Source organism: Algoriphagus pacificus, from assembly GCF_017254845.1.
In the GTDB taxonomy this organism is placed as follows: Bacteria; Bacteroidota; Bacteroidia; order Cytophagales; family Cyclobacteriaceae; genus Algoriphagus; species Algoriphagus pacificus.
Map to the genome: position 1 here is coordinate 280,777 of NZ_JAFKCU010000001.1, position 25,334 is coordinate 306,110.

General features: G+C 39.0%; 22 protein-coding genes. 7 read left to right on the plus strand and 15 right to left on the minus strand.

Annotation, left to right across the window (positions count from 1 at the left end; translation table 11 throughout):
- Positions 1-100 precede the first annotated feature (100 nt).
- Together J0A69_RS01255 and J0A69_RS01260 are read left to right on the plus strand one after the other, a co-directional pair.
- Positions 101-898 (plus strand): hypothetical protein, encoded by a 798-nt coding sequence (locus tag J0A69_RS01255; RefSeq protein WP_206584691.1) that lies wholly within the window; start codon positions 101-103, stop codon positions 896-898.
- Positions 899-908: 10 nt separating this feature from the next.
- A complete protein-coding gene (locus J0A69_RS01260) occupies positions 909-1,769 on the plus strand; it encodes a HEPN domain-containing protein (RefSeq protein WP_206584692.1) in 861 nt (286 codons plus the stop codon).
- A gap of 558 nt (positions 1,770-2,327) precedes the next feature.
- Here the strand turns inward: J0A69_RS01260 and J0A69_RS01265 are convergent.
- On the minus strand, positions 2,328-2,807 hold the full coding sequence (locus J0A69_RS01265; RefSeq protein WP_206584693.1) for a hypothetical protein: 480 nt from the start codon (positions 2,805-2,807) through the stop codon (positions 2,328-2,330).
- Between the two features lie 386 nt (positions 2,808-3,193).
- On the opposite strand from J0A69_RS01265, the gene J0A69_RS01270 reads away from it, so the two are divergent.
- Positions 3,194-3,781, plus strand: a complete 588-nt coding sequence (locus J0A69_RS01270) for a hypothetical protein (protein ID WP_206584694.1) — start codon at positions 3,194-3,196, stop codon at positions 3,779-3,781.
- A gap of 25 nt (positions 3,782-3,806) precedes the next feature.
- Here J0A69_RS01270 and J0A69_RS01275 read toward each other — a convergent pair whose 3' ends face one another.
- The 8 genes from J0A69_RS01275 to atpB form a co-directional block, all read right to left on the minus strand.
- Positions 3,807-5,375 carry a sulfatase family protein gene (locus J0A69_RS01275; protein ID WP_206584695.1) on the minus strand — a complete coding sequence of 523 codons (1,569 nt, stop codon included), beginning with the start codon at positions 5,373-5,375 and terminating at the stop codon, positions 3,807-3,809.
- A 71-nt stretch (positions 5,376-5,446) separates the two neighbouring features.
- Complete coding sequence (locus tag J0A69_RS01280; protein ID WP_206584696.1) at positions 5,447-6,889, minus strand: glycoside hydrolase family 76 protein; 1,443 nt, start codon at positions 6,887-6,889, stop codon at positions 5,447-5,449.
- Positions 6,890-7,053: 164 nt separating this feature from the next.
- A complete protein-coding gene (gene atpG, locus J0A69_RS01285) occupies positions 7,054-7,920 on the minus strand; it encodes an ATP synthase F1 subunit gamma (RefSeq protein WP_206584697.1) in 867 nt (288 codons plus the stop codon).
- A gap of 69 nt (positions 7,921-7,989) precedes the next feature.
- Entirely contained in the window at positions 7,990-9,564 is a 1,575-nt protein-coding gene (gene atpA / locus J0A69_RS01290; RefSeq protein WP_206584698.1) for a F0F1 ATP synthase subunit alpha, read from the minus strand.
- Positions 9,565-9,597: 33 nt separating this feature from the next.
- Positions 9,598-10,161 carry an ATP synthase F1 subunit delta gene (atpH, locus tag J0A69_RS01295; RefSeq protein WP_206584699.1) on the minus strand — a complete coding sequence of 188 codons (564 nt, stop codon included), beginning with the start codon at positions 10,159-10,161 and terminating at the stop codon, positions 9,598-9,600.
- 9 nt (positions 10,162-10,170) lie between these two features.
- A complete protein-coding gene (locus J0A69_RS01300; RefSeq protein WP_206584700.1) occupies positions 10,171-10,665 on the minus strand; it encodes a F0F1 ATP synthase subunit B in 495 nt (164 codons plus the stop codon).
- 79 nt (positions 10,666-10,744) lie between these two features.
- Positions 10,745-11,002: an ATP synthase F0 subunit C gene (gene atpE / locus J0A69_RS01305; protein ID WP_206584701.1), complete on the minus strand. Its 258-nt coding sequence runs from the start codon at positions 11,000-11,002 to the stop codon at positions 10,745-10,747.
- A gap of 38 nt (positions 11,003-11,040) precedes the next feature.
- On the minus strand, positions 11,041-12,069 hold the full coding sequence (atpB, locus tag J0A69_RS01310) for a F0F1 ATP synthase subunit A (RefSeq protein WP_206584702.1): 1,029 nt from the start codon (positions 12,067-12,069) through the stop codon (positions 11,041-11,043).
- A gap of 150 nt (positions 12,070-12,219) precedes the next feature.
- Between atpB and J0A69_RS01315 the strand changes: the two genes are divergently transcribed.
- Positions 12,220-12,375: a hypothetical protein gene (locus J0A69_RS01315; RefSeq protein WP_206584703.1), complete on the plus strand. Its 156-nt coding sequence runs from the start codon at positions 12,220-12,222 to the stop codon at positions 12,373-12,375.
- A 141-nt stretch (positions 12,376-12,516) separates the two neighbouring features.
- Here the strand turns inward: J0A69_RS01315 and J0A69_RS01320 are convergent, their stop codons facing one another.
- Positions 12,517-12,753, minus strand: coding sequence for an AtpZ/AtpI family protein (locus tag J0A69_RS01320; RefSeq protein ID WP_206584704.1), 237 nt, complete (start codon positions 12,751-12,753; stop codon positions 12,517-12,519).
- Positions 12,754-12,899: 146 nt separating this feature from the next.
- On the opposite strand from J0A69_RS01320, the gene porW reads away from it, so the two are divergent.
- From porW to uvrC, 3 genes are all read left to right on the plus strand, one after another.
- Complete coding sequence (gene porW / locus J0A69_RS01325; protein ID WP_206584705.1) at positions 12,900-15,524, plus strand: type IX secretion system periplasmic lipoprotein PorW/SprE; 2,625 nt, start codon at positions 12,900-12,902, stop codon at positions 15,522-15,524.
- A gap of 2 nt (positions 15,525-15,526) precedes the next feature.
- Positions 15,527-17,833 (plus strand): penicillin-binding protein 1A, encoded by a 2,307-nt coding sequence (locus J0A69_RS01330; RefSeq protein ID WP_206584706.1) that lies wholly within the window; start codon positions 15,527-15,529, stop codon positions 17,831-17,833.
- A 63-nt stretch (positions 17,834-17,896) separates the two neighbouring features.
- Entirely contained in the window at positions 17,897-19,702 is a 1,806-nt protein-coding gene (uvrC, locus tag J0A69_RS01335) for an excinuclease ABC subunit UvrC (protein ID WP_206584707.1), read from the plus strand.
- Between the two features lie 15 nt (positions 19,703-19,717).
- Here uvrC and porN read toward each other — a convergent pair whose 3' ends face one another.
- From porN to J0A69_RS01360, 5 genes are all read right to left on the minus strand, one after another.
- Complete coding sequence (gene porN / locus J0A69_RS01340; protein WP_206584708.1) at positions 19,718-20,533, minus strand: type IX secretion system ring subunit PorN/GldN; 816 nt, start codon at positions 20,531-20,533, stop codon at positions 19,718-19,720.
- A gap of 29 nt (positions 20,534-20,562) precedes the next feature.
- On the minus strand, positions 20,563-22,170 hold the full coding sequence (porM, locus tag J0A69_RS01345) for a type IX secretion system motor protein PorM/GldM (RefSeq protein ID WP_206584709.1): 1,608 nt from the start codon (positions 22,168-22,170) through the stop codon (positions 20,563-20,565).
- Positions 22,171-22,208: 38 nt separating this feature from the next.
- Positions 22,209-23,006 carry a type IX secretion system motor protein PorL/GldL gene (gene porL, locus J0A69_RS01350; protein ID WP_206584710.1) on the minus strand — a complete coding sequence of 266 codons (798 nt, stop codon included), beginning with the start codon at positions 23,004-23,006 and terminating at the stop codon, positions 22,209-22,211.
- Between the two features lie 57 nt (positions 23,007-23,063).
- Positions 23,064-24,158, minus strand: a complete 1,095-nt coding sequence (gene porK, locus J0A69_RS01355) for a T9SS ring complex lipoprotein PorK/GldK (RefSeq protein ID WP_206584711.1) — start codon at positions 24,156-24,158, stop codon at positions 23,064-23,066.
- Positions 24,159-24,337: 179 nt separating this feature from the next.
- Entirely contained in the window at positions 24,338-25,318 is a 981-nt protein-coding gene (locus tag J0A69_RS01360) for a PorP/SprF family type IX secretion system membrane protein (RefSeq protein WP_206584712.1), read from the minus strand.
- Positions 25,319-25,334 lie beyond the last annotated feature (16 nt).

Consider the following 25,334-nt stretch of genomic DNA (forward strand, 5'->3'; position numbering starts at 1 on the left):
AAAATGTGTATTTATCCAGCTTATTTTGACAGATATATAAACCAAAGGCATATAAATAAATAAGTTAGGTGCAATGCGAAAACATAAATATTGATTCATCATGTATCAAGAAGAAAAATGGAAAGAATTATGTAACGATACACTAGTACGGATGAAGGATCATGTGGAGCCATTCATTACACCAATTTGGAAATATAATGATGTAGATGAAAAAGACATTAAACTGCATGGCTCAGGTTCATATTTCGAAAATCCTTATGGACAGTTTATCATTACAAATGAACATGTAGCAAAATACAACCAAGGTTTTCGACTAACTCATTCATTCAAGGGAAGCCAAGACATTTTAAATATCCGTAATCCATTCCTTAGCGAGTTACCACCAATTGATACAGCTATAAGTAGAATTGATAATGATATATGGTTAGATCATAAATGTGAAGGAGAGGCTATTCCATTAAAAAGATTCGCAACTAAGCATTCTCCTGTTGAGAACGAATTACTTTTTTTTGCCGGCTTCAGTGGAGAAAGATCTCGAGTATTATTTGAAAATTGTTTCAGTCGTGGAACACCATTTTTAACGCAAGAATGTCCATTTCCTGTTTCCATAGAGAAGCAGGCTGATCAAACTTATCACATGTCTATTCCTTATCCACCTGAATTAGCAGAAACTAGTGATTCTTCTGAACCACTTCCTGACCCACACGGGTTTAGTGGGTCCTTGTTGTGGAATACTAAACGCATTGAATGCAAAAAAAAAGAAATTGAATGGTCTCCATCGATGGCAGAAGTTACTGCAATAATCTGGGGATGGCCATCCTCTAGTGTTTGCATTCTAGCAACAAAAATTGAGCATATCAACCTGGAAGAAATGACTCGAGAATATCAAAAGTTATAAATCGAATACATTGGAATTCATAACTAGAGGGACATATTACATTTTAGGTAACGGAATTGATTTCGAGGGTGACGAAATTGAGATATTACCTTATTTGAAGATTAGAAAAGTAAAAAAACTATCTGTTTTCGAACTTGCGAGTTTAGGAGCAAAAGGTTTTAGCCAGTGGTCATTAATTGAGCCTTTTTGCTATCTAAAAAACAATTTTGAAATAATAAGTTCCGAAAACGAATCCACATTTGGATATGACATTCTCAATAGAGCTTGGCTCTTAAATACATTACTAGTTCTTAGAAAAAAAACAAACGTTAATTCAGTTGCTCTTCTTAATCAATCTTGGAATAATTTAAAGAATGTAAATGATGTCAAAGCTAACCTTTGCGATTATCATGTCAAAATGCTGAAAACAGAAAGCTTAAATGAATTAAAAGTTGAAAGTGCTGATCTTAAATGGATAAAAGTCCATTATGAAAATGCAAATACTTTGGCTTTTGAAAATGAAAAATTCAGATACGCTTTGGAAGTAATCAACTCTTGGCGATACTCTGTAGATATTAAGAGTGCAATTGCAATTTTATGGGCTGCAATAGAAAGTATAGTGGATGTATCGATTGAAATTAGTTATAGATTATCATTAAGCATTTCATCTCTCTTATGTGAAAGAGGAGATGAAAGATTTAAGAAATTTAAGGAAATAAAAAAATTATATGGATTACGCTCTAAAGTAGTTCACGGTGCAAATTTAAAGGAGTCCGAAATTGAGAAAGCCCTAGTTGAATCTTTCAAGTTACTTTCTGAATTGATAGTTCATATGATTGAAAAGAATAAATTGGTTAAATCTTCGGATTTTGAAAATGCAATATTTAAATAAAAACACCTAACAAGGTGTATAGTGCATACCCCCACTGGGAGTAGGAACTTTGACTAAGCGTAGACCTCGATAGCAATCGGGTGCATCTACGCTTTTTTTTCATGGAATTATAGAAGAAATTATTGAGCCTTTGCGTCTTCGGGGGAGTCTTTTTAGCCTTTTGCGTTATTTTTGGCAACAAAGAAACACTCCAACACTCTCCCGAATGTGTTCAACACATTAATTATCAACTCAATCACTTAACGGAATGTGTTTACCACTTTAATTAAAGTCTCAAAGAGTCTCGGGAATGTGTTCAACACATTAATTAATATCCCAATGACTTAAAGGAAGGTGTTTATCACATTAATTATCCTCTCAAACACTTTACGGAATGTGTTCATCACTATAATTAAGGACTCAATGACTCTCCGGAATGTGTTCAACACATTAATTAATGTCCCAAAGACTCAAGGGAGAGTCCTAAACACTTAAATGAGGGAAGCAAGGAATTTCCGGAACTTTTGAGCATAAAAAAGCCGGAACTTTCGTCCCGGCTTTCGAGCGTTAAGCAACTTATCAGGCTGCTGCGGGGTCACCGCCCCGACGTTTGGACCGCTTCTCGTAGCGAACCCGCAGGTCCTCATAGATAGGCTTGGCATTCGGTAAATTCGCTTTTACTGCCTGCTGAACAGAGGCATAATAAATATTGCCTTGGTCCAGAAGCTCGGCTCCTGCTTCCATCAGCGTATCATCCAAGTTGGTGACTATCTGATTTAGAATATTATACAATGGCCCAAGCTGGTTGATCAATGTCCAATCTTTTTTCATTTCATCCACCTTATTAAAAGGCGAAATCAACTCGGGATTGGTGTCTAGGTAATCCATGACCTTTCCTACAAAAGGTCTGGACGCTTCCCCCATCTTATTGAGCGATCTTCGCTCATCTACTGTCAGGGAAATTAGATTAGGGTCCAACTTGGCCACTAATACGGCGATCGCATCTTTGATCGCTTGGAGATCTGCCGGTGAGATCTCTACGGAAACTTTGTTATCCATAAAAAAAGAAGTTAATAATGAAAGAATAGTTAAAAACGTACTAAAAGCTAAGTAGAAGAAATATAAATACCAAGCATTTAGTCGAAAAATATTAAGCCTCTAGTTAAGATTTATTTCACTGGCTATAAATGACTTACACTTACTCTCTGCAGGAGTATTAGTGTTCTTCGCGGTAAAAAAGAAAATTTGATAGTATAAAAATCTCCTGTTCTGTGAGATCCAGACCACAGCGACATTGGTTTGAAGCTGAGCGACTTAGCCTCTGAAACCCTAAAAAATAAAGTTCAAAGGGGGTATTGTATTATGTCTGCAAAATGAATAAATAGCGCGATGTTTACCCAAAGAAAAAAATTGGAGGGTAACAGCTAACTCAATCATTTAGCAAAATGCTGAAACACTTAATTTTATCCTGGCTGTTACTCACTCTTGCTGGGTATTCCTTTGCTCAAACCACTGCACCTGGTTACTATATTACTTTGAATAATGACAGTATTCCAGCGCAAATCAAAATGCCAAAATCTGTTTTTGGATCCGTTGACTTTTCAAAATTCCTATTCAAAGTAGATGTACAGGATAGTAACAACAGCATGAAGAAATTTAAACCTGAGGATATCAAGCGCTTTGGATTTATTTATAATGATGAGAATTTCACCCTCTATTCAAAACCAATTTTTACAGAAACTACCTTGAGGTTTTTACAGCCGACAGTCCTTGGAGAAAAGTCTAGTCTCTATCAATTTCAGACATACGACCAAAATGGGGTTCCACTTGGCATTTTTTATACATTAGAAAAAAGTGACGGCACCTACGCATTCCTTACTACCGGATTAAAAAGCTTAGATAAATTTAAAGAATTGCTAAAAGAATTTTACGAGGAAAATCCTGACCTACTCCAACTGATCGATTCTAGATTTACAGAGCGAAAGTCAGTTCAGGCAGACATGGTCGAGCTTGTCGAAACGGCAAATAAATAACCTGTTTTTCGAAGAAGCTTCTCTATTATTCCCCTATAAAACTAATTTGCTTCCATTCTCCCTCAATGGGATCATTTTGCTGAGCAGCGCCTGGAGTACTTCTACCTTCTTTGATGTATTTGATCAAAAGAGCTTTCATTGCCGCTACTTTTTCAGGATTTTCGGCATAAACATTTGTCTTCTCACCCGGATCGGAAGCTAAAATATAAAGTTGAACATCCGGAAGTTCTTCCTCTGCTGGATCCCCTGGTTTCGGAAAACTCCAACCCCCAGAACCTTTAGCCATAATCAGTTTCGAGTCACCTTGACGGATCGCAAAACTTCCATTGATGGAGTGATGAACCGTCGCTTCTCTGAATTCTTCAAGCGGATCATCATAATCAAACAGCCTCATTAGACTATAGCTATCTTCCCCTTCATTATCTTTTAATTGATAACCAGTAATCTCGGCACTAGTTGCCATCATATCAGTGAGGCATATTGTGTGAGTTCGGGTGGTTCCTGCTTGGATTTTTGAAGGCCATTTTGCGATAAATGGAACGCGATGACCTCCTTCGTAGGTATCTGCTTTATGTCCTCTATAAATGTAACTTGAAAAATGCCCTGCGGCTTGCATCACATCTAAGCCAGCTGCTGGTGAGCCACCATTATCTGAAGTAAAAATCACCAAGGTATTTTCTTCAATCCCAGCTTTTTTAATGGCTTCATTTACCTGACCGACATAATCATCTATCATCATCATAAAATCCCCAAAAGGTGCCAATCCGCTTTTTCCTTGCCATTCGGCTGGAGGTAAAATTGGTGTATGTGGAGAAGGCAATGCCAAGTAAAGGAAGAAAGGCTTCTCCTCTTTCGCTTGCTCTTCGATGTACTGAATGGATCTTTGGAAGAAATTGGGAGTAACTTTCTCATGGTCAAAATCCGGAGAAGTCGGACCCTCCCTCCACCAAGAATACTTGCCCGTATTTACAGTTACCGTGTCAGGAATGGCTGTGGCAGTTCCGTTCTCTACATAGACATAAGGTGCCATATCTAGCGAACCTGAATGTCCATAGGCATAATCGAAGCCCAGATCATTAGGGGTATGGGTGACAGTTTTGGAAAAATCAATCGCATCAAAATCCTGTGGTTCCCAGCCTTCGCCTTGATTTTCCTCCCCTTCTTTGATTCCCCAATTCCAACCTAAATGCCACTTTCCAATAAAAGCAGTATGGTATCCCGCATTTTTCATCACATCCGCAATCGTGGTCCGCTCGTCTTCGATTAAAGCAGGTGATTTGCCAGTGAGAACCCCACTTTTTAGAGTACTTCTCCAATTATATCTACCCGTCAAAAACCCATAGCGAGTCGGCGTACAAACAGCTGATGGCGTATGTGCATCCGTAAACTTCATTCCCTCCGCTGCCAATTGATCGATATGTGGAGTTGGGATTTTTCCTTCGGGATTAAAAGCATGAATGTCTCCATAGCCAAGATCATCTGCCAAGATCACGATGATATTAGGATGATTTGTTTCAGCTTTTTTTTCTTCCTCACAGGAAAAAAGACCTAAAAGAAATAAAAAAAACAAAGAGAAATTCCACTTTCGGTTCATGGCTTTTGGGTTTAAAAGATCGCTTTCTTTCAATATGGAATTTTTATTCTAGGCTAAATAAAAACTGAGCACTATTTCTCCAAATCAAATCGGGACAAAACCGCATATTCCGCAGCAAATGTAAAATTAAACATCCCCTCAGTATTGTTTTTGGCTTCCTCACTGTCCCAACCTTTCAATAAATCGGTTGGAAGCATTCCTTGGTGTAAAAAATTCTCGTATCCAAAGTCCAGATTTTTTTGAAACGAAGTGATATAAGTTTCAGCTTTCGGATAGTATGGATACACATCCACAAATGCCCGCATCAAGACGCCATTAAACCAATTTCTGAAGCCATTAACTTCATAAGTGTAATAACCGGGAATAGTCTGATCTCGTTTTGCAAAGAACTTAAAGCTCGCATCAGCCAATTTTTTGGCATCTTTCAAAAACCGCTTTTCACCGGTGGCTCTATATAGATCAGCAGCTCCAGAAAGCATTGTCCCACTGTTATAGGTAAACTCGGTTCCTACTGCATCTTTACAGCTTATCCCAACTCGGTATTCCACCCCATCGATGATTTCTGTTTGTGGTTTACCAGGCGTACATCCTCCCATCATATCCACATAGACACCTTGTTCACCCAGTAATTCTTCCTTTTGCCAATCATAGATCTTCTTGGCAAACTCTAGGTAATACTCACTCTTTTTGACCTGCTTTGACTTCCTTGTTACTTTGTCAGTGGGATCGATAAATCTTTGCGTGATCTGATCATTTTTTCCTTCGTAGATTTCATGAAGCCAAACCAGTGGACTGATCATCGGTCCATTACTACAGGAATGTTTGGTGACATATCCAGGGCCCCAAGTAATCCCTCCACGCTCATTTCCATCTTCGTCACGTGTAGTATCCCAACCATCCAAGACATAATCTGTAAGGTATTCTGCCTTTTCAAGGTAGTCTTCATTACCGGTAATTTTATAAGATTCCAGCAATTCACGAATCAACCACATTTGATCATCGTAGACATTTTCTATCCCCTCAACTTTAGCAGTACCTTTACTTTTCCCCCTATTTACTCCATAGACTGTCCATTCCTTTGTCTGAGTGTAGGAAGTCAATTCAAAAGTCCCCTGATAGAAATCAATGTTCTGATAAAGGTCCTGTAGTAATCCTGCATATTTTTCATAATTCTCCTCATAAAGAAGAGTATTCCCATGTTCCTTCTGCTTTTGTAAGCCATGCAAAACCGCATTTACAGCCTCTATCGCTGAAGAATACATCCATACACTGCCTGTTTCCTCAGACTTGGTTTTGGTAAAAGGATTGTAAAATCTAGCCATGGCCATGTCCTGACCTACAAAATGAGAATTGGTTGTATGGTCCAAAATCTCCATGGCTCGGTTCAGATTTTCTTCTGCTAAACTTTCTTTTTTGGAAGCCCCATCAGAAACATTATCGGTGCTGTGAGGCTGGTAATTGGTAAGCCCATAGACATGGATGAACAAGAAAAGTGAAGTTGTCAAAAATTTCATTGAATGGAAGTTTAATAGGATGATTAAAGATTCGATAAATGCATTGCTAAAAAAGTGAATTTTGATCTATTCAGGAAAGAGTATTTGATCTGCGGAATCCCTTAAAACAAAAAAACCACAACTCTAAAGAACTGTGGTTGGGTTGGATCTATTGCAATTAATAATTACCCAAGTGCTTCCGCACCGGCAACAATCTCTAGGATTTCGTTGGTGATAGCAGCTTGACGGGTTCTATTATACATTAATCGAAGTTCTTTCAGCAATTCTCCGGCGTTTTCAGTTGCCTTATCCATTGCTGTCATTCTTGCTCCATGCTCAGAAGCATTGCTTTCCAAAACAGCTTTGTAAAGCTGGATTTTCAAAGATGTTGGCACCAATTCTTCAATGATATAAGCTCTTGATGGTTCCAAGATATAATCAACTTCAGAAGTCTTTTCTTCAGCTGAATCTTCTTTTGCCATTGGCAGGAATTGCTCAGTTCTTACAATCTGAGTAGCCACGTTTTTGAATTCGTTGAATACCAAAAACACTTGGTCAAAATCTCCAGCCACGAATGAACTCATTGCATATTCGGCAGCTTGACGAACATTGGCAAAATTCAAATCCTGGAAAATCTGGAAGTAATCAGATACTACAGGAAGTCCAGACTTTTTGAAATACTCATGAGCCTTTTTCCCTAGTGGAAGAACTGTAATCTCAGTACCAGCCAACTGATCTTTGATGGCAGCGTTGGTAGCTTTGATAATATTGGTGTTGAAAGCTCCACAAAGACCTTTATCCGAAGTAACTGGGATCAAAAGCACCTTTTTTACTTCACGCTTTTCCGCATATACAATGTCAGCTGCACCTTCAGATGCCGCAGAAACATTGTTCAGGATATTCGTCAACTTCTGAGAATAGGGACGCATCTGAACAATTTTATCCTGCGCTCTTCTCAGTTTTGCCGCAGACACCATTTTCATTGCTTTGGTGATCTGCTGGGTAGAGACTACCGAGTTAATTCTTTCCTTTACTTCCTTGAGGTTAGCCATCAGTGATTGCTTTGTAAGCTATAGAAATTCCGATAGGCTATTTCAGCCTACCGGATTTTGAATATTTAATTATGCGTATTTAGGAGCTAATTCAGATGCTGCTTTTGCAAGAATCTTACCTGCACCATCGATATCACCTTTTTTGATCAAATCAAGAGCTTCTGGGTAAGAAGCGTCAAGAAGCACATAGAATTCTTTCTCGAATGCTCTTGCTTTCTCTACAGGAACAGTATCCATCAAACCTTTTGTAGAAGCATAGATGATCGCTACCTGATGCGCTACAGATACTGGAGAGTACTGAGGCTGCTTCAAGATCTCCTGGTTTCTTCTACCTCTTTCGATTGTTCTCTTAGTAGTTGCATCCAAGTCAGAACCGAACTTAGCAAATGCTTCCAATTCACGGAATTGAGCCTGATCTAGCTTCAAAGTACCTGCAACTTTCTTCATGGATTTGATCTGCGCGTTACCACCTACTCGTGATACTGAGATACCCACGTTAATCGCTGGACGGATACCAGAGTTGAAAAGGTTTGTTTCCAAGAAGATCTGACCATCTGTAATCGAAATTACGTTTGTCGGAATGTATGCAGAAACGTCACCTGCCTGAGTTTCGATAATTGGAAGAGCGGTCAAAGAACCACCACCTTTTACCAAATGCTTGATAGAATCAGGCAAATCGTTCATTTGAGAAGCGATTTTATCAGACTTGTTGATTTTCGCAGCTCTTTCTAGCAATCTTGAGTGAAGGTAGAATACGTCACCTGGATAAGCTTCACGTCCTGGAGGTCTTCTCAAAAGAAGAGAAACTTCACGATACGCTACAGCTTGCTTAGACAAATCATCATAAACAACCAAAGCTGGACGTCCTGTATCTCTGAAGAATTCACCGATAGCAGCACCAGTAAATGGAGCAAAGAACTGCATTGGAGCTGGATCCGAAGCTGGAGCAGCTACAACCACAGTGTAAGGAAGTGCACCACCTTTTTCAAGGGCTGCTACCACGTTTGCAACAGTAGAAGCTTTCTGACCAATCGCAACGTAGATACAGAATACTGCTTCTCCTCTATCGTAGAATTCTTTTTGGTTCAAAATAGCATCAATAACTACAGCAGTTTTACCTGTCTGACGGTCACCGATAACCAATTCTCTTTGTCCTCTACCGATAGGAATCATGGCATCGATAGATTTGATACCAGTCTGAAGAGGCTCAGTTACTGGCTGTCTGTAGATTACACCTGGTGCTTTACGCTCCAAAGGCATTTCATACAATTCACCAGTGATAGGTCCTTTACCGTCGATTGGGTTACCCAAGGTATCCACAACTCTTCCCAACATTCCTTCACCTACTTGTAGGGAAGCAATCTTTTTGGTTCTTTTTACGGTATCTCCTTCTTTGATTTCTTTAGAGTCACCGAAAAGTACGGCACCCACGTTGTCCTCTTCAAGGTTAAGAACCATTGCTTTCAGACCATTGTCGAACTCAATCAATTCACCGGCCTGAGCCTTAGAAAGTCCATAGATACGTGCTACACCATCCCCCACTTGAAGGACTGTACCCACTTCTTCAAGTTCCGCTTGAGTTCTTGCTCCTGAAAGCTGCTCCCTCAAGATCGCTGAAACTTCATCTGGTCTTACTTCTGCCATGATATGATAAGATTATGATTATTGCTTATTGATTTAAAACTGTTTTTCGTAATGATTTTGAATAAACTGAGATTTCAAAGTTCTCAATTTGCTACTCAAGGAATCATCAAGCTGACGATCGTTTACTTTCAAAACGAATCCACCAATAATGGCAGGATTGATTTTTTCTACCAGCTGTACGTCAGTCATGCCGGAAATTTGTTTTACCACATCCATAAATGCTGCTCTTTGTTCTGCAGTAATCGGAGTGGTAGTAGTCAATTCAGCTACCTGAATAGACTTATAAGTATTGTATTGAACTTCAAATTCCTTTGCTACATCTATTAAAATTTCCTCTCTGTTTTTTCGGGAAATAATCTCGAAAAAGGTCAAGGTCATTTTTTGAGAAGTCTTTTCTGGAAAAAGAGCCTTCAATACATTCAGCTTCTTTTCTGAATTGACAATTGGATTTTTCAACAACAACACCAAGTCATAATTGCTCTTGGACATTGCAGTCAATTTTTGAAAATCCGCATGAACCTCCTCCAGCTGTCCCTTTTCAAGGGCTAGCTCCATAATAGACTTGGCATAGCGGGATGCTACTCTATGATTTGACATGGAGGTAGATTAGTTTAGCTTAAGATCTTTGATGAATTCATCCACAAGCTCTTTCTGAGCTTTGTCTTCTGACAAATTCTTTCTCAATAATTTCTCTGTTACTTCAAGTGTAAGTGTTGCCACCTGAGTTTTCACATCTGCCAAAGCAGCTTTCTTTTCAGTTTCGATTACTGCTTTCGCATTTTCGATCATCTGAGCACCTGTTTTCACAGCTTCAGCTTTTGCTTCTTCAATCATCTTTGCAGAAGCATCATGCGCTTTTTTCAGAATTGTATCTCTTTCCAATCTAGCCTCAGCAAGAAGTTTTTCATTCTCAGCTTTCAAATTGGCCATTTCATTTCTAGCAGTTTCAGCTGCTTTCAAGGCATTTTCAATGCTGCTTTCTCTTTCGTCTAGCGCTGCAAGCATCGGCTTCCAAGCAAACTTGATCAGAATGAAAAGAAGGCCTAAAAAGCCAAATAATTGCCAGAAAATAAGACCGGAACCTGGTGTGATTAAATCCATGGTGGTATAATTTATTTCGGATTGTTCAATAATAGAAAGAAAAGGGAAAGGCCTAACGCCGATCCCTTTTCAAGATAAATTATGCGATCTCCGCGATGTTTAGCGCGATCAACAAACAGATTACCGCTGCGAACAGGGAAACCACCTCGATCAAAGCCGCGATGATCAACATAGCGCCTTGGATCTTACCAGCAGCTTCAGGCTGACGAGCAATAGATTCCATTGCTTGACCACCAATACGACCGATACCTAGGCCTGCGCCAATCGCAACAATACCAGCACCGATACCTGCTCCCATTAGAGCAAAACCAGCAGTCAACAAGATAGAAGTTAACATAAGAGTTAGATTTATAAATTGAACAAAGAAATTCCTAATTAATGATGATCGTCATGCGCGTGCTCAGCTACCGCACCACCAATGTACATTGCTGAGAACAGCGTAAATACATAGGCTTGGATTGTTGCCACTAACAATTCGATGATATTGATAAATGTCACCATCAGCGTACTTGCGATACCGATGGAGTAAGATTCAAAGATAAAGGCCAAAGCTATAAAGCCTAAGATTACAATGTGTCCTGCTGTGATCGCTACAAAAAGTCGAACCATCAAAGCAAAAGGCTTGGTGAACAAACCGATAATTTCTACCGGTACAATGATCAACAACATCGGAATTGGAACTCCCGGAGTAGCAAACACGTGCTTCCAATAATCCTTATTTCCGTTCACATTGGTAATGATGAATGTCAAAACTGCCAACACCATTGTCACTGCGATATTTCCTGTCATGTTTGCTGCACCTGGTAACAATCCAAGTAGGTTACCAAACCAAATGAACAAGAAAAGTGTGATGAGGTAAGGGACAAATTTTTTGTATTTCGGACCAATTGAGTTTTTAGCGATTTCGTCTCTTACGAAAATTACGATTGGCTCGATTAGAGCAGCAGCTCCTTTAGGCGCAACAGCACCGTTTTTCTTGTAATGATTCGCTGCAGAAAGTGCCAAAGACGCTAACAAAATCATCACCAAAAACATCATGACCACATTTTTTGTGATGGAAAGGTCTATGAAGCTTGCTCCGTCAACTCTTCCTAAATGATCGTGCTCGTCGATGTAATATCCTTCGTGAGCGAACTCTTCTCCGAAAGCGTGGGTCTCATGATTTTGAAAGTCTGAAGAACTAAAAAACTCCAAACCTCTATCTCCAGAATAAATAATTACTGGTAAAGGTAAAGTCACATGAGTATGCCCAAAAGTAGCGAAATGCCACTCGTGAGAATCTTTCACGTGATGCATGATAAAGCTTGTCTTGTCTTCTTCAGAACCTGCTGCAAAAGTCGCAGTGGAGAAAGTCGACATAAATGCCAACAATAATAGACTTAGAACCAATAGTTTACGCGTCATCAACTCTTCTTTTTGAGGGGCTACTTCGAAATCGGGCGCAAATTAGCTAGAAAGGCGTAGATATCAAAAACTAAGTAGAATAAAAAAATGATAAAGAAATCCGCGATAAACAGAATAATATTCTCCATTCCGGGCCAAACCTCTATTCCTATGAATACTAAGGAGGCAATAAATCTTAAAATCATTGCCAGAACCATGATATTAAAGAAATTTTCAGCGAAGGATTTTAGCAGAAATCCATTCAGTAAACTGATCAAAAATGAAATGATCAGCATGAAAAAATATATTTCCCAAATTTTCTCATGAATTACCTGAGGTAAGACCAGGCCTAAAATGAAAATTAAACCAGCAACAGACAGAGACAAAATCAGAAATTTGAAATGGATATTTTTTGTGAGTGACATCTACTGTTTTTTTTGCAAAACTACCTCTTTTCCCAAAAAGCACCTATCGATCCTGCTTCATACTTTGCCAAAGTTGATAAAAAGCAATTCCTATTGAAAGAAAGCAAAAAAGCAGGAGCCAGACTGGAAACTTTATACTACTTCTTTGCTGAATCAACAATCCTAAATAAGTCCCGCCTCCTATCACACCAAAAAGTTGAAAAGAAAGCCCGATGTACTTCACATAGACAGGGGTTCCATTAGTCTTTTGTTTATCCTTTTCGGGGGTTTCTTCTGACATTTAGTAGGTGAGTTAATTGTTAAAACTAGCAAAAATTTTAGGGAGTAAACCGCTCAAAATGACTTCAGAAAATATTTGAATGCGAACATCGTTCGGTAAGTAAGCCAAAAAACCTATTTTGGTACTTTAATTGGGGTAAGAGATCTATGAACAAATTTTCAAAGTTAGGGTTGGCCGTATTGCTTTTTGCCAGTGCTTGTTCATCCGAGCGGGATACTTTTACCAATCGTACTTTCCATAACCTTACTGCACATTACAACGCGTATTATTTAGCGGATCTCAAAATCAAAAATGTAGAGGAAATAGTAAAGACTAATTACAAGGAGGATTACACGCAAGTGCTTCCGGTTTTTATTCCAATCGACTCTGCAAGTATTCAGGCGGGTGTTGACACGCTGCAATCAGCAAGAGAACTAGCCTCCAAAGCAGTGGAATGGCATAAAATCAGTAAATGGGTAGATGACAGCTATTATTTGCTAGGCAAAATAGATTACCTGCAAGCCCAATTTGACGATGCCCAAAACACCTATAAATATGTCAATGTAAATAGCAAAGACAAAGACCTACGACACAAAACCCTGATTTCGCTGCTTCGATTGTATGTCGATTTACAGGAGTATGAAAACGCGAATTTCACCATTGATTACTTGAGTAAAGAGTCTGGAATCAATGAGGAAAACCGCTATGAGCTTTACAGAACCCTAGCCTATTATTATGAATCAAGAGGCGATGAAAATGGAGTTATTGGGGCCTTAGTTAAAGCTTTAGAATACGTAAATGACAAAAAAGAAGAATCGAGAATCAACTTCATCTTGGCGCAGCGCTATCAAAGAGAAGGACTCGATGCTCTTGCCTATGATTTCTACAATCAGGCCTTGGCAGGAAATCCACCTTACGAAAGAAGTTTCTTTGCGCAGTTATTTGCGCAGCAGGTAGCCGAATTGAATGCTTCCAAGGATTTGAAAAAAGTCAGAAACTACTACGAAGACTTATACAAGGATCCAAAAAACAAGGATTTGAAAGATGTGGTCGTGTATGAAATGGCGCTCTTTGAAGAAAAACAAGGTGAAATAGAAAAGACCTTGGCGCTTTTGCATCAAGCAGCCAAAGAACCTGGAAGCAATCCACGTCAAAAAGGATATATCTATCAAAAGCTGGCAGAAATCAATTTGGCCAAATTCAAAGACTATCGGGCGACTAAATATTATTTGGACAGTGCCTTGACCTTTATCAAGGAAGCAGATCCCGTAGCAATTCAGATTCAAGAACAAAAAGAGACACTAGATCAATATGTCTTTCACGTCGAGAGAATCCAGGGAAATGACAGTCTTATCAGCCTTTCCAAATTGAGTCCAGAGGAGCAGCAGCTGATCGCAGAAAACTTCATTAAAGATGAAGAAGAGCGATTATTGGCTGAGGCAGCAGCTCAGGAACAACCCAAAAGCACGAGCATTTTTGACAATTTGCTAGCCTTTAATGACCGAGGATCAGGTTCAACTTTTTACTTTGACAATGCAGTTGCCATGCAGCAAGGAGCGATTGACTTTTACAGAACCTGGGGAAACCGACCATTACAAGATAACTGGAGAAGAAGTGCGGTAAGTTTTCAAAGTACGGAGCCAACCATAGCTGAGCCAAGTGAATCGGATTCCACTGCTACAGACGACAGTTCAAATCCATTAAATCAATTACCTGATTTGGAAACACTATTGGATCAGATTCCAGATTCTGAGGAAGAGATTGCCACTCTTAATTTGGAGCTTGAAGAATCTTATTTCGAATTGGGAAAATTGCTCTATTTCGACTTGGCAGAACTGGAACAAAGTGTAGATAATCTTGAGACCTTGGTTCGGGAATATCCCACTTCCACTCGAAAACCTGAGGCATACTACTTGCTTTATTTAGCGCAAAAAGATCTTGGAGGGAACTTTCAGCAATACATTACACGTCTTAATAATGAGTTTCCTGACTCTCAATACACTTATTCGGTCAATAACCCGGATGCTGCATCAGGAAACCTTGCCTATTTAGCCTCTTCAAAAAATTACGAACAAGCATATCAGGCTTATTATCAATCAAACTATCGAGAGGCAAGATCTATCATCCAGAAAACACTGGAAGAATATCCGCTTACCAGAAATACTGAGAGATTACTGCTGCTTGATATCATGGTCACAGGCAAGCTGGAAAGCAGGCAGAGATATAGGGAACGACTGGAAGCCTATATTCAAAACAGCAAGGAAGAGGATTTGGTAGAATTGGCAAGAAATATGCTACGACCCATGATGTCTAGCGAAGAACTTGCCGAGCTCAACAAATCAGACAGTACAGCTTTAGATTCTGCTGATTTAGCAAATCCAGATTTAGTTGAAAATCAAGGAGAAGATGAACTTCCGGAATCACCTTATAAAATAAATGATTCCAATACGCACATCTTTGTGCTGGTTATGGCTCCCGAGGAAATGGAAAACGCTCCGAATTTGTTAAGTGATCTGGATAATTTTCATGCTAAAAATTTCCAGAATGCTAGACTACGAACAGGGAATATGAATATGAATCCTCAAAATTCGATTTACATCATATCACCTTTTGGAGATGCTGAAAAGGCAAAAGAGTATTACAAACAGTTTTTGAATGATTTCAAATCAGAAGGTATAAGTGAAGAAATCAAGAATAAATCTTTTGTGATCTCTATAGAAAACTTTCAGCAATTGAATAAGACAAAAAATTTAGATGAATACAGGACTTTCTTTAAGTCAGTTTATAAGTAGCTATGAGTAAAAATACAAAACCTGAATCTACCGACTGGGCCAAGAAAACAGTCAAATTTATATGGCTTGCCTTTTTGGCTGGATTTTTCGGTTTCATCCTTTTCGTGTGGATGGTCAGTATAAACTTCTTGGGTTTATTTGGCTCTTTGCCGGATTTCAAGGCACTTGAAAATCCGGAGAGTGAATTAGCTTCAGAATTATATTCATCTGATGGAGTCTTATTAGGTACTTATTTCAGAGAAAATAGAAGCCCGGTAAATTACGAAGAGCTTTCTCCAAATTTGGTCAATGCTTTGATTTCCACCGAGGATGTGAGATTTGAGGATCACTCAGGCATCGATATGATCGCGATGATGCGTGTTTTTGTGAAGTCAATTTTATTGGGACAAGATGCCGGCGGTGGATCAACTTTGAGTCAGCAGACTGCCAAAAACCTTTTTAAAACCAGAACAGATGCTTCTCAAGGAGCCCTGAGCTCAGTACCTGGACTTCGGATGTTGATCATCAAAACCAAGGAATGGATTGTAGCTACTCAACTGGAAAAAGCTTACACCAAAAACGAGATTTTGACTTTATATCTCAATACCTCAGAATTTGGTTCCAATGCATACGGTATTAAAACTGCCGCAAAAACCTTTTTCAATAAAACTCCAGCAGAGCTTGAAGTACAAGAAGCAGCTGTTTTAGTGGGTTTGTTTAAAGCTCCTACTTATTACAGTCCAGTTTATAATCCAGAGAATTCTTTGAGAAGAAGGAATACCGTTTTGAATCAAATGGTGAAAAACGATGCACTGACACGAGAGGCATATGACTCCCTGTCTAAACTTCCGATCGAGTTGGATTACAATGTTGCAAACCAAAACAAAGGTTTAGCTACTTATTTCCGGGAAGTTGTTAAAGCCGATTTATTACGCTGGGCAAAAGAAAACCTAAAATCAGATGGTTCTTCTTATGATCTATACGGCGACGGTCTTAAAATTTATACAACCATAGATAGCCGAATGCAGCGCTATGCAGAAGAAGCAATTTCGGAGCACATGGCTACCCTTCAAAAGAAATTTTTTAAAGAAATGGGAGATCGTGATCCTTGGATTGATAGCGATAGAAGAGTTATTCCGAATTTTATTGAGGATGCAGTAAAGAGAACTGAAGCTTATCGTCTTCTTAAGATCCGATATGGGACAGACACTGATTCCATTGATCTGAAGCTGAATGAGAAGAAAAAAATGAAAGTCTTTTCATGGGAAAAAGGTGAAATTGACACCTTGATGAGTACCATGGACTCCTTAAGATATTATAAAAAGTTCCTACAAACAGGTTTCATGAGTATGGATCCACATACTGGTCAAATCAAAGCTTGGGTAGGTGGAATGGATCATAAATACTTCAAGTTTGATCACGTCAAAAATGGTAAAAGACAACCAGGATCTACATTCAAACCATTTGTTTACGCCGCAGCAATTGAAAACGGCTATAGCCCTTGCTACTCTGTAATCGATCAACCTGTTGAGGTTTATATCCCTGGACAACCAGCATGGAGCCCATCAAATGCAGATGGCAAATTCTCCTATGAAAAAATGACCATCCGAAAAGCAATGGCTCAATCTGTCAATTCGATTACCGCTTACATGATGAAAAAGCTGAGTCCAAAAATCGTGGTAGAAACAGCTAGAAGATTGGGGGTAACAAGTGATTTAGAAGAGGTCCCTGCTTTGGCACTCGGGGTAAATGATGTTAGTATCTATGAAATGGTAGGAGCATTTGGAACCTTCGTCAACAAAGGTGAACATACCACACCTTTCTATATAGATAGAATTGAAGATAAAAATGGAAATGTAATTCAGCAATTTACCGCTAAAAAGCGTCCTGCAATGAGCGAGGAGCATGCTTATTTGATGACTTACATGCTCCGAGGTGGATTTGAGGAAGAAGATGGTACTAGCCAGGGTGTTCCATGGTCTTTAAGAGAAGGAAATGAATTAGGTGGAAAAACTGGTACTACTCAAAACGCATCTGACGGATGGTATATGGGAATCAGTAAAGACCTTGTTAGTGGCACATGGGTTGGAGGAGACGACCGAGCCATTCACTTTAGAAGTTGGATTGACGGCCAAGGCGGTAGAACTGCTAGACCTATCTGGGTAAAATTCATGGAAAAGGTGTATGCTGATAAAAGTTTAGGATACACTAAAGGTCCATTCCCTAGACCAGAAAGACCATTGAGTATAGAAATCAATTGTGATGTTTATGAAAAAGAAAGTCAGAGATTTGCAGACTTTGATTACGATGCAAAAAAGAATGATTTCTAAATTTTAATAAACTCAAAAAATAAAAACAGCCTAAAACCAAGGCTGTTTTTTTAATTTTAAGCCATGCAGGCATCATCGTATAAACCCGAAGAACATTTATCTCTCCCAGACCAGCCAGGCGTCTACCGTTACTACAATGCGGACAATGAATTGATTTACGTTGGCAAGGCAAAAAGCCTTAAAAAGCGAGTCAGTAGTTATTTTAACAAGAATACGGGGGTCAATCTCAAAACCCGAAGAATGGTGAAAGAGATTGTCAAAATCGAGATTACTATTGTAAACTCTGAGTTTGATGCTTTGCTGCTTGAAAATAATCTGATCAAGAAAACCCAACCGAAATACAATATTCTTCTGAGGGATGATAAAACCTATCCCTACCTCCTTTTGACCAAAGAGAACTTTCCTAGGATTTTTCAGACAAGGAAAATGATTCCTAAAAGGGGTACTTATTATGGGCCTTTTGCAAGTGTCAAGGCTATGAATAACGTTTTGGATTTGATTCGGAGTCTATTCACAATCCGCACATGCAATCTCGATCTTTCCCCTTATAAAATCGCTGAGGGGAAGTATAAAGTCTGTTTAGAATATCATATAGGGAACTGCCAAGGTCCTTGTGTGGGGCTACAAAAGGAAAGTGATTATTTGAAAGATCTAGAACACGCCAAACACATTTTAAAAGGAAATCTAGGGATTGCAAAATCGCATTTCAAACTTGAAATGCAGCAACACGCGGAGAATTTAGAATTTGAAAAAGCCCAAAAAGTCAAAGAGAAACTAGATCTACTTGAGAAGTACCAGGCCAAATCTTTGATCGCAAGCCCAAGCATTGTGAACTTGGATGTCTGTACAATTGTAACAGATGAAAAAGACGCCTATGTAAACTATCTCCGCGTAAAAAACGGAGCTATGATAGTTTCCAAAAATGTAGAGCTTAAAAAGCGATTAGATGAAACTGAAGAAGAACTCTTGCTAACAGCATTAGTAAGACTTCAAGACCAATTCCAAAGCGATGCAACCGAAGTTTTGATCAATATTGATTTGGAAGAACCAATAGAAGGGCTTAATCTGACCCTACCGAAAATCGGGGATAAGAAGAAACTGATAGAACTGTCTCTTATGAATGCCCTATTCTACAAAAAAGAGAAAGCTCTTCTAAAAGGTCTAAATGAGGATAAAAAAGACAGGGTCATCAAACAACTTCAAAAAGATCTAAGTTTACCTGAAATCCCAGATCATATTGAGTGCTTTGACAACTCAAACATACAAGGAACAAGTCCCGTGGCTAGTATGGTATGCTTTCTAAATGGAAAACCTGCCGTCAAAGAATATAGGCACTACCATATTAAAACGGTGGTTGGTGCCAATGACTTTGCAAGTATGAAGGAAATCGTCACTAGACGATACCAGCGCTTATTAGACGAGAATAAGCCTATGCCTAAGCTCGTTGTCATAGATGGTGGGAAAGGCCAGCTATCGTCAGCTGTAGAGGCTTTGCAAGAACTTGGAGTATATGGCAAAATGCCTATTATAGGAATAGCCAAAAGGTTAGAGGAAATCTATTTCCCTGGAGATTCCTATCCTATTCACATCGATAAAAAATCTGAAAGCTTAAGGCTTTTGCAAAGAATACGAGATGAAGCCCACCGCTTTGCCATTACTTTTCACAGGAAAGTAAGAAGTAAAAATGCTTTTGGAACTCAGCTTACAGCCATACCTGGAATCGGAGAAAGCACAGCTGAGAAATTATTGTCGCATTTTAAATCTGTAAAAAAATTGAAAGAGGCTTCTATCGAAGAAGTCAGTGAGGTAATCGGAGCCAGTAGAGCAAATGCTTTTTTCGAATGGATAGAAAAAAATAAAGGGGCTTAAAAGCCCCTTTTATTATTACCACTCCCAAAGAGTGTTTTCGTATTCTAATAGTTTGTATTCAAACGCCAGTGAATTAATATAGGCCTGGACTTCTGGATTCGGACTATCCGCATCCACTAAGTCAGCAATCAATGCTTCATCTGGGTTTGTGAACCTTCTCACTACAGATCTAAATAATCTTGCGTCAAAAGCCTCATCGTAAGTCAAGCTTTTTGCAATATTCTTGTAATTGATCCAACGCGCTTCTGGATGATCCTTGAAGTAATTATAGAAATCTTTATAGCGAATGTAAGCGATTGTCTTTTGACCAGCATTTGCATTAGTCTGAGAAGGCATCACAAGTTCGATATACTTGATATCAAATACCATATCAGAATGATGCTTGTCAAAAACAAAGTCTTCTTTGAAATCAAGATAATAAAGTTGCTTTACGAAAATACTGTCTCCAATTGCGTTTAACCAGAAATTATCCTGGAATTCTGCAATTGAAAGTGGCTCAGTAAAGTCTTCATCAGCAAAAACCTCCAATGCATTTTCATCTACTACGGCTTTGTAAATGTGGGTGATGATTCCATTGTCTTTGGCATCACCAGAACCGTAAAGAGAAAGATTGTACTTTTCTCGAAGGTCAATTCTTCTCCAAACTGCTACTTGGTACATCTTATCATCTTCGCGAATTCTTTTCGCAGAGAAGACAGTATCCATGTCAAATGTTCTATCCCCATAACCTGAAGGATTTAAACTTGTACCAACCTGTGCCTCACTTGAGAATGGAGCAAAAGCTGCTGCCATCAGAAGAGACAAGATTATTTTTGGAAGAAACTTTTTCATAATATTTTTATCTTGATTCTAATCAGGAATTATTTCACTCCGATTCGAATAACTCTGTTCAATGTCGAAGGAATTTTATTTCCTCTGAAGTTGGTTCTTGTAACTTGGGTTACCACAATTACAATATCATCACCAGCTCTAGCACTTTCCATCAATGAACGCATCGCAATGCTATTTCCATTGGAGATTGGAACTGTCTGACGTGGTACGTCATTTCTCAACAGTCTGACTTCTCCTCCAGTAACATCAAAGTTCGCATCTTTAGCCATGGTTCTACCGAATGTTGCTTCAGGCTTAGCCAAAACTTTTAATCCAGTTAAAGATCCAATAGCCTGTGCTTGTGCTTGATCGATTTCAGAACCATTTGATAATGTAGGAACCAAAGTTGGCTCTGGAACTGGTTTAATATCATACGTCACATCTCCAATTTTATTGCCTCCGGAGCTAACGCCAATCGTAACTTTTCCAGAAGCTCCTGGAACTACTGTCAATTGTCCAGGTCTATTCCCTTTAATGGATTGACCATTGCTAACTGCAAAATCAGGAGAATAGGTATTTCCTAAAGCTGGAACTTCAATTAATAATTCATTTGCACAATCAGCATAAAGCTGCTGAACTACCTCAGAAGATACTTTAATTACAGGCTGGGCTACATAATATTCATATTCTACTGGAAGAACTTTATCTTCTCCACCAACATTGGTTACGATTTCACCTTTCAGCACTCTTTTCGCAAGTCCTCTGTCATCATATTGACCAGCTGGAGTTACAGTAAATTCAATTTTACCAAAGCCGTTTTCTACAGGTACAGATCTTCCATCAATACTCATTGCTGGAGCTGCAGCCGAAGAACTGGAAGCGATAAACATATCTCCTTCAAATTTGGTACCGGCAGCCACCACATTGGAAGTAGCAGCAATTCTTGCTTCTACGATATCAGCCTTGAAATAGAATGTACCAATTGAACTTGTAATTTGAGACAATGCCTCACTTTCAATGTTCAACACTTCATTTTGATACTGAGAAATCAAAGCCATTACAGCTCCAACTGGAGATTTCACAAAATTCAAAGCAACGAAGTCTTTATTTCTAACTTCACTGTCATTTGCAAACAAAGGAATCTCGCCAGCATCTTTAGCGATAGGCTGGAAAGTCATATCAATCCCAATTCCACTTAAAATCTGAGAAATTTGAGTAGGATAAGCATTTAACTTTGCTTTCATTTCCTCACCTTTTCCATTGTTGGCAAACATGTTGCCTGGAATCTCAGTGTTTTTCAAGCTTGAACTCACGAAGTTTCCTTCCTCGTTTATTGCATTTGATTGAGTAATCAATTGCTGCTTTAATTCCTCTAGGTAAGTGAAAATCTCTTTAGAAGCGTTTCTTACTTCTTCAGCTGCACCTACTTTAGGAACATCTTTTTCATTATTTCCTTGCTGCTCAACGGTTGACTTAATAGAGCTTACTGTAAACTCATTTTTGGAAATATAATTCCTGGAGGTACGCTCCATGCCATCGTTTAACAATACAAATTTCTGGAGAATCTGGTTACTTACCTGGAGGGCCAATAGGGCCGTCAATACCAGGTACATCATCCCGATCATCCGCTGTCTAGGTGTCTCTTTAGCTCCTGCCATCTTTAATTTTTTAGTCTATTCTAGATGATTGAGTATAATTAACCTTTCATAGCGGATAACATTCCACCATAGATTTTATTCAATGAACTTACGTTTTGATTAAGCTTAGCCAATTCATTCTTGAAAGCTTCTGTTTCTTTTCCGGCTTCAGTAAGACCTTCCATAGCAGCAGTCATATTTGAATAGAACTTATTCAAAGTTTTCACATGGCTATTTGCGTCCTGAAGTTCCATCTCATATACTGCATTCAATGCAGAAAGATTTTTAGTTACCGTCTGAACTTGAGTATGATATTCTTTAGCATCCTGAGAAGCAGAAGACATTTCTGTCAAGGCTGCAGCAGTCTTGCTATAAGAGGCATTCATGTCGATCAACGTTTTAGCAGCTGACTTCACATTCGTAGCATATTCATTGGTAGCTACAGCTGCGTCAGATAAATTACCCATTTTCTCAGCTGAGGTAGCAAGATTTTGCATTCCTTTACCCAAGCTTTCGATCAATTCAGGACCTACTTTAGCTTTAGCTAGCATATCGTCCAATTTTTGAGAAACGCTATCTCCAGATGCTACTGCAGTTTTTCTGCCTGTTGGCTCTCCACCAGCTAATTCTGGATAAACTTTTGACCAGTCTACTTCCTCATGACGAGGCTCGAAAGCTGAAAGGAAAAAGATTGCAGCTTCCGTAGTAAGACCGATGGTGATCATCAAGTTACCTCCAGCCCAATCCAAAATCTTGAACATTGCTCCGAGAATAACTACTGCTGCACCGATACCATAGATTTTTGGCATGATGCTGCCGTAAAATTTTGACTTAAATGAATTGCTGTTGCTAGCCATGAGTAAATTTGTAATTAAGGTGTTAGGTTTTTTATCGTTGGATTTTACTGTTTGGTATTATCTTTTTCTTCTTTTTGCTGATTTAACATCCATTGAACCAGATCTACCAATAAATGTCATCACTGTTCTGAATCCGATGTGTGCTTGAGCTACATCTTCATATTCGTATGTTCTTGTACTTGTCTCTAGGTAATGTGCGATATCTTTCCAGCTACCACCACGTACAATTTTTCTTGGTTCGTTTGGATCATCATAGACTGGGTTCAAATCCCATGTGATAGAGTTAGAAGTTGCTGCATATGCATCAAGCACCCATTCCGCCACATTTCCAGACATATTATATAGTCCAAAACCATTTGGAGCAAAAACGTCAACTGGTGCAGTGTAAGGGAATCCATCATCTATGTAATTTCCTCTACCTGGCTTAAAGTTTGCCATCAAGCAACCTCTCTTATTTTTAAGGTAAGGACCACCCCATGGATACTTAGCCACATCTTTGCCACCTTTTGCTGCGTATTCCCACTCAGCTTCCGAAGGTAATCTAAATGGAGTCATGTCATACTCAGATTCGTCATTTGCTCTCATGTGATAGGTTCTCCATTCACAGTACTGCTTTGCTTGGTCCCATGAGATCCCAACTACTGGATAATTATCAAATGCTGGATGATCAAAATAGAATTCCATCAAAGGGTCTCCATAGTGATAAGAAAAGCTCGTCGACCACACAGTGGTATCAGGCTTTAGCTCATCAAGATTGAATGTAGGTGGTTCTTTAAGTGTAGTAGGAGTACCTGTTTCTAATTGACCGTTTTTCACAGCCTCTAAAAATTGTCTGTATTTATTATTGGACACCTCGTACTTGTCCATAAAAAATTCAGAAATGGTAATCTGCTTGTTCATTGAGGATTGAGTGTAAGCAATATCTTCATCAGATTGCCCCATCCAAAAAGTACCTGCCTTAACGGGCACCATGTCAATTGGTAGGTTTTGTTGCCAACTTTCCCTCTTAGGAACTCCGGTTACTTCTCCTCTTCTATTAGCCTTTTCGCTAGCAGTTCCCTTCTTGTTAAAGAGACCGCAGCCTGGTAATAGTGTCGCAACCGCCAACCCTAGAGTGATCGGCAAAATGCGAAAATTCATTTTTTTATACATAAATGACGTTTTTGAGTTCATCAAATTAGTGCCCAATATAAATTAGTCTCAAGCAGCGAAATTTAGCTGAATTTCGCACAATAATGCAAATAACCTGCCAAATTTCTCGGCTACGAAATTGTTGGGTTTATAGTTCAAAAATTGGGCTTTTTTAGGAAATTTTCACAATTCAGAAATTTTTAAAATCTGAATCTTGGAGTTCTTTGTATCACTCTTTCCACTTGCCTGCTTACGTCTGATAACGTGTAACGTAGCATTAGTTCATGACTTGTAGGAGCCTTTGCTTCCACTCCGCCAACGACTAAATCAAATGCATATCCCAATTTTAGTGAATTATCTCTTAAAATACTGTATCCTAGTATAAAAGAAATAGATTCTTCTCCTCTATAGGCCAATCCTCCGCTAATTTTATTCTGATGTGTAGCAATAACGCTTACATCGTATGAAAAATTATTAAATGAAACTGACTTTATTAGAAAACTTGGTTCTATAGCTAATTGCCCTACAGGTCTCAACCTATAACCAAATTGTAAATAGGTATGATTTTTTAACTGATTCGCATAGGAGCCATCTCCAAAGTCAAAATTAGGCTCGTTTAGATGCCGACTGCTTAATCCTATGTAATAATCTCCCCTATCAAATAAAATTCCGGCACTGAAGTTAATATTCATTTGATTTTCCTTCCCCAATGTAGGCAAGTTCGGCTCTGGGTTTACCACAATGAGCTCACCATAATCAATAGAACTTGAAAACATTCCAATAGAAGCACCAAAGCTTAAGGTGGATCTCCTGATTTGTTTATGATATGCGCCTTGTAAGTTGATTTCAAGATTGGAACTTGCACCGATATTATCATTGACGATAGTAAGACCATAGCCAATGTTTTTTGCATCAAGTCTTCCTTGTGCAGTCAAAAGCTGACTTACAGGCGCTCCTCTCTGACCAGAGGAGGTACTGTAATTTGCCCATTGTGATCTATGGAGTGCTGAGAACCTAAAGCCACCCTCTTTCCCTGCATAAGCAGGATTATAATACATGCCATTGTACATGTATTGGGTAAACTGGGCGTCTTGCTGAGCTAAAACCGGAAACGATCCGGCAAAAAGCATCAAGCAAATAAGACTTTTAAAAAAGTAATTCCATTGGCCGCTTTGAATCATTATGGCGTGGTTTGGT

Bases quoted from the DNA above. Each gene is read 5' to 3' on its own strand.
- J0A69_RS01255 (WP_206584691.1), top strand. From the start codon at position 101: ATGTATCAAGAAGAAAAATGGAAAGAATTATGTAACGATACACTAGTA.
- J0A69_RS01265 (WP_206584693.1), bottom strand. From the start codon at position 2,807: ATGGATAACAAAGTTTCCGTAGAGATCTCACCGGCAGATCTCCAAGCG.
- J0A69_RS01270 (WP_206584694.1), top strand. From the start codon at position 3,194: ATGCTGAAACACTTAATTTTATCCTGGCTGTTACTCACTCTTGCTGGG.
- J0A69_RS01275 (WP_206584695.1), bottom strand. From the start codon at position 5,375: ATGAACCGAAAGTGGAATTTCTCTTTGTTTTTTTTATTTCTTTTAGGT.
- J0A69_RS01280 (WP_206584696.1), bottom strand. From the start codon at position 6,889: ATGAAATTTTTGACAACTTCACTTTTCTTGTTCATCCATGTCTATGGG.
- atpG (WP_206584697.1), bottom strand. From the start codon at position 7,920: ATGGCTAACCTCAAGGAAGTAAAGGAAAGAATTAACTCGGTAGTCTCT.
- atpA (WP_206584698.1), bottom strand. From the start codon at position 9,564: ATGGCAGAAGTAAGACCAGATGAAGTTTCAGCGATCTTGAGGGAGCAG.
- atpH (WP_206584699.1), bottom strand. From the start codon at position 10,161: ATGTCAAATCATAGAGTAGCATCCCGCTATGCCAAGTCTATTATGGAG.
- J0A69_RS01300 (WP_206584700.1), bottom strand. From the start codon at position 10,665: ATGGATTTAATCACACCAGGTTCCGGTCTTATTTTCTGGCAATTATTT.
- atpE (WP_206584701.1), bottom strand. From the start codon at position 11,002: ATGTTAACTTCTATCTTGTTGACTGCTGGTTTTGCTCTAATGGGAGCA.
- atpB (WP_206584702.1), bottom strand. From the start codon at position 12,069: ATGACGCGTAAACTATTGGTTCTAAGTCTATTATTGTTGGCATTTATG.
- J0A69_RS01315 (WP_206584703.1), top strand. From the start codon at position 12,220: ATGAATACTAAGGAGGCAATAAATCTTAAAATCATTGCCAGAACCATG.
- J0A69_RS01320 (WP_206584704.1), bottom strand. From the start codon at position 12,753: ATGTCAGAAGAAACCCCCGAAAAGGATAAACAAAAGACTAATGGAACC.
- porW (WP_206584705.1), top strand. From the start codon at position 12,900: ATGAACAAATTTTCAAAGTTAGGGTTGGCCGTATTGCTTTTTGCCAGT.
- J0A69_RS01330 (WP_206584706.1), top strand. From the start codon at position 15,527: ATGAGTAAAAATACAAAACCTGAATCTACCGACTGGGCCAAGAAAACA.
- uvrC (WP_206584707.1), top strand. From the start codon at position 17,897: ATGCAGGCATCATCGTATAAACCCGAAGAACATTTATCTCTCCCAGAC.
- porN (WP_206584708.1), bottom strand. From the start codon at position 20,533: ATGAAAAAGTTTCTTCCAAAAATAATCTTGTCTCTTCTGATGGCAGCA.
- porM (WP_206584709.1), bottom strand. From the start codon at position 22,170: ATGGCAGGAGCTAAAGAGACACCTAGACAGCGGATGATCGGGATGATG.
- porL (WP_206584710.1), bottom strand. From the start codon at position 23,006: ATGGCTAGCAACAGCAATTCATTTAAGTCAAAATTTTACGGCAGCATC.
- porK (WP_206584711.1), bottom strand. From the start codon at position 24,158: ATGTATAAAAAAATGAATTTTCGCATTTTGCCGATCACTCTAGGGTTG.
- J0A69_RS01360 (WP_206584712.1), bottom strand. From the start codon at position 25,318: ATGATTCAAAGCGGCCAATGGAATTACTTTTTTAAAAGTCTTATTTGC.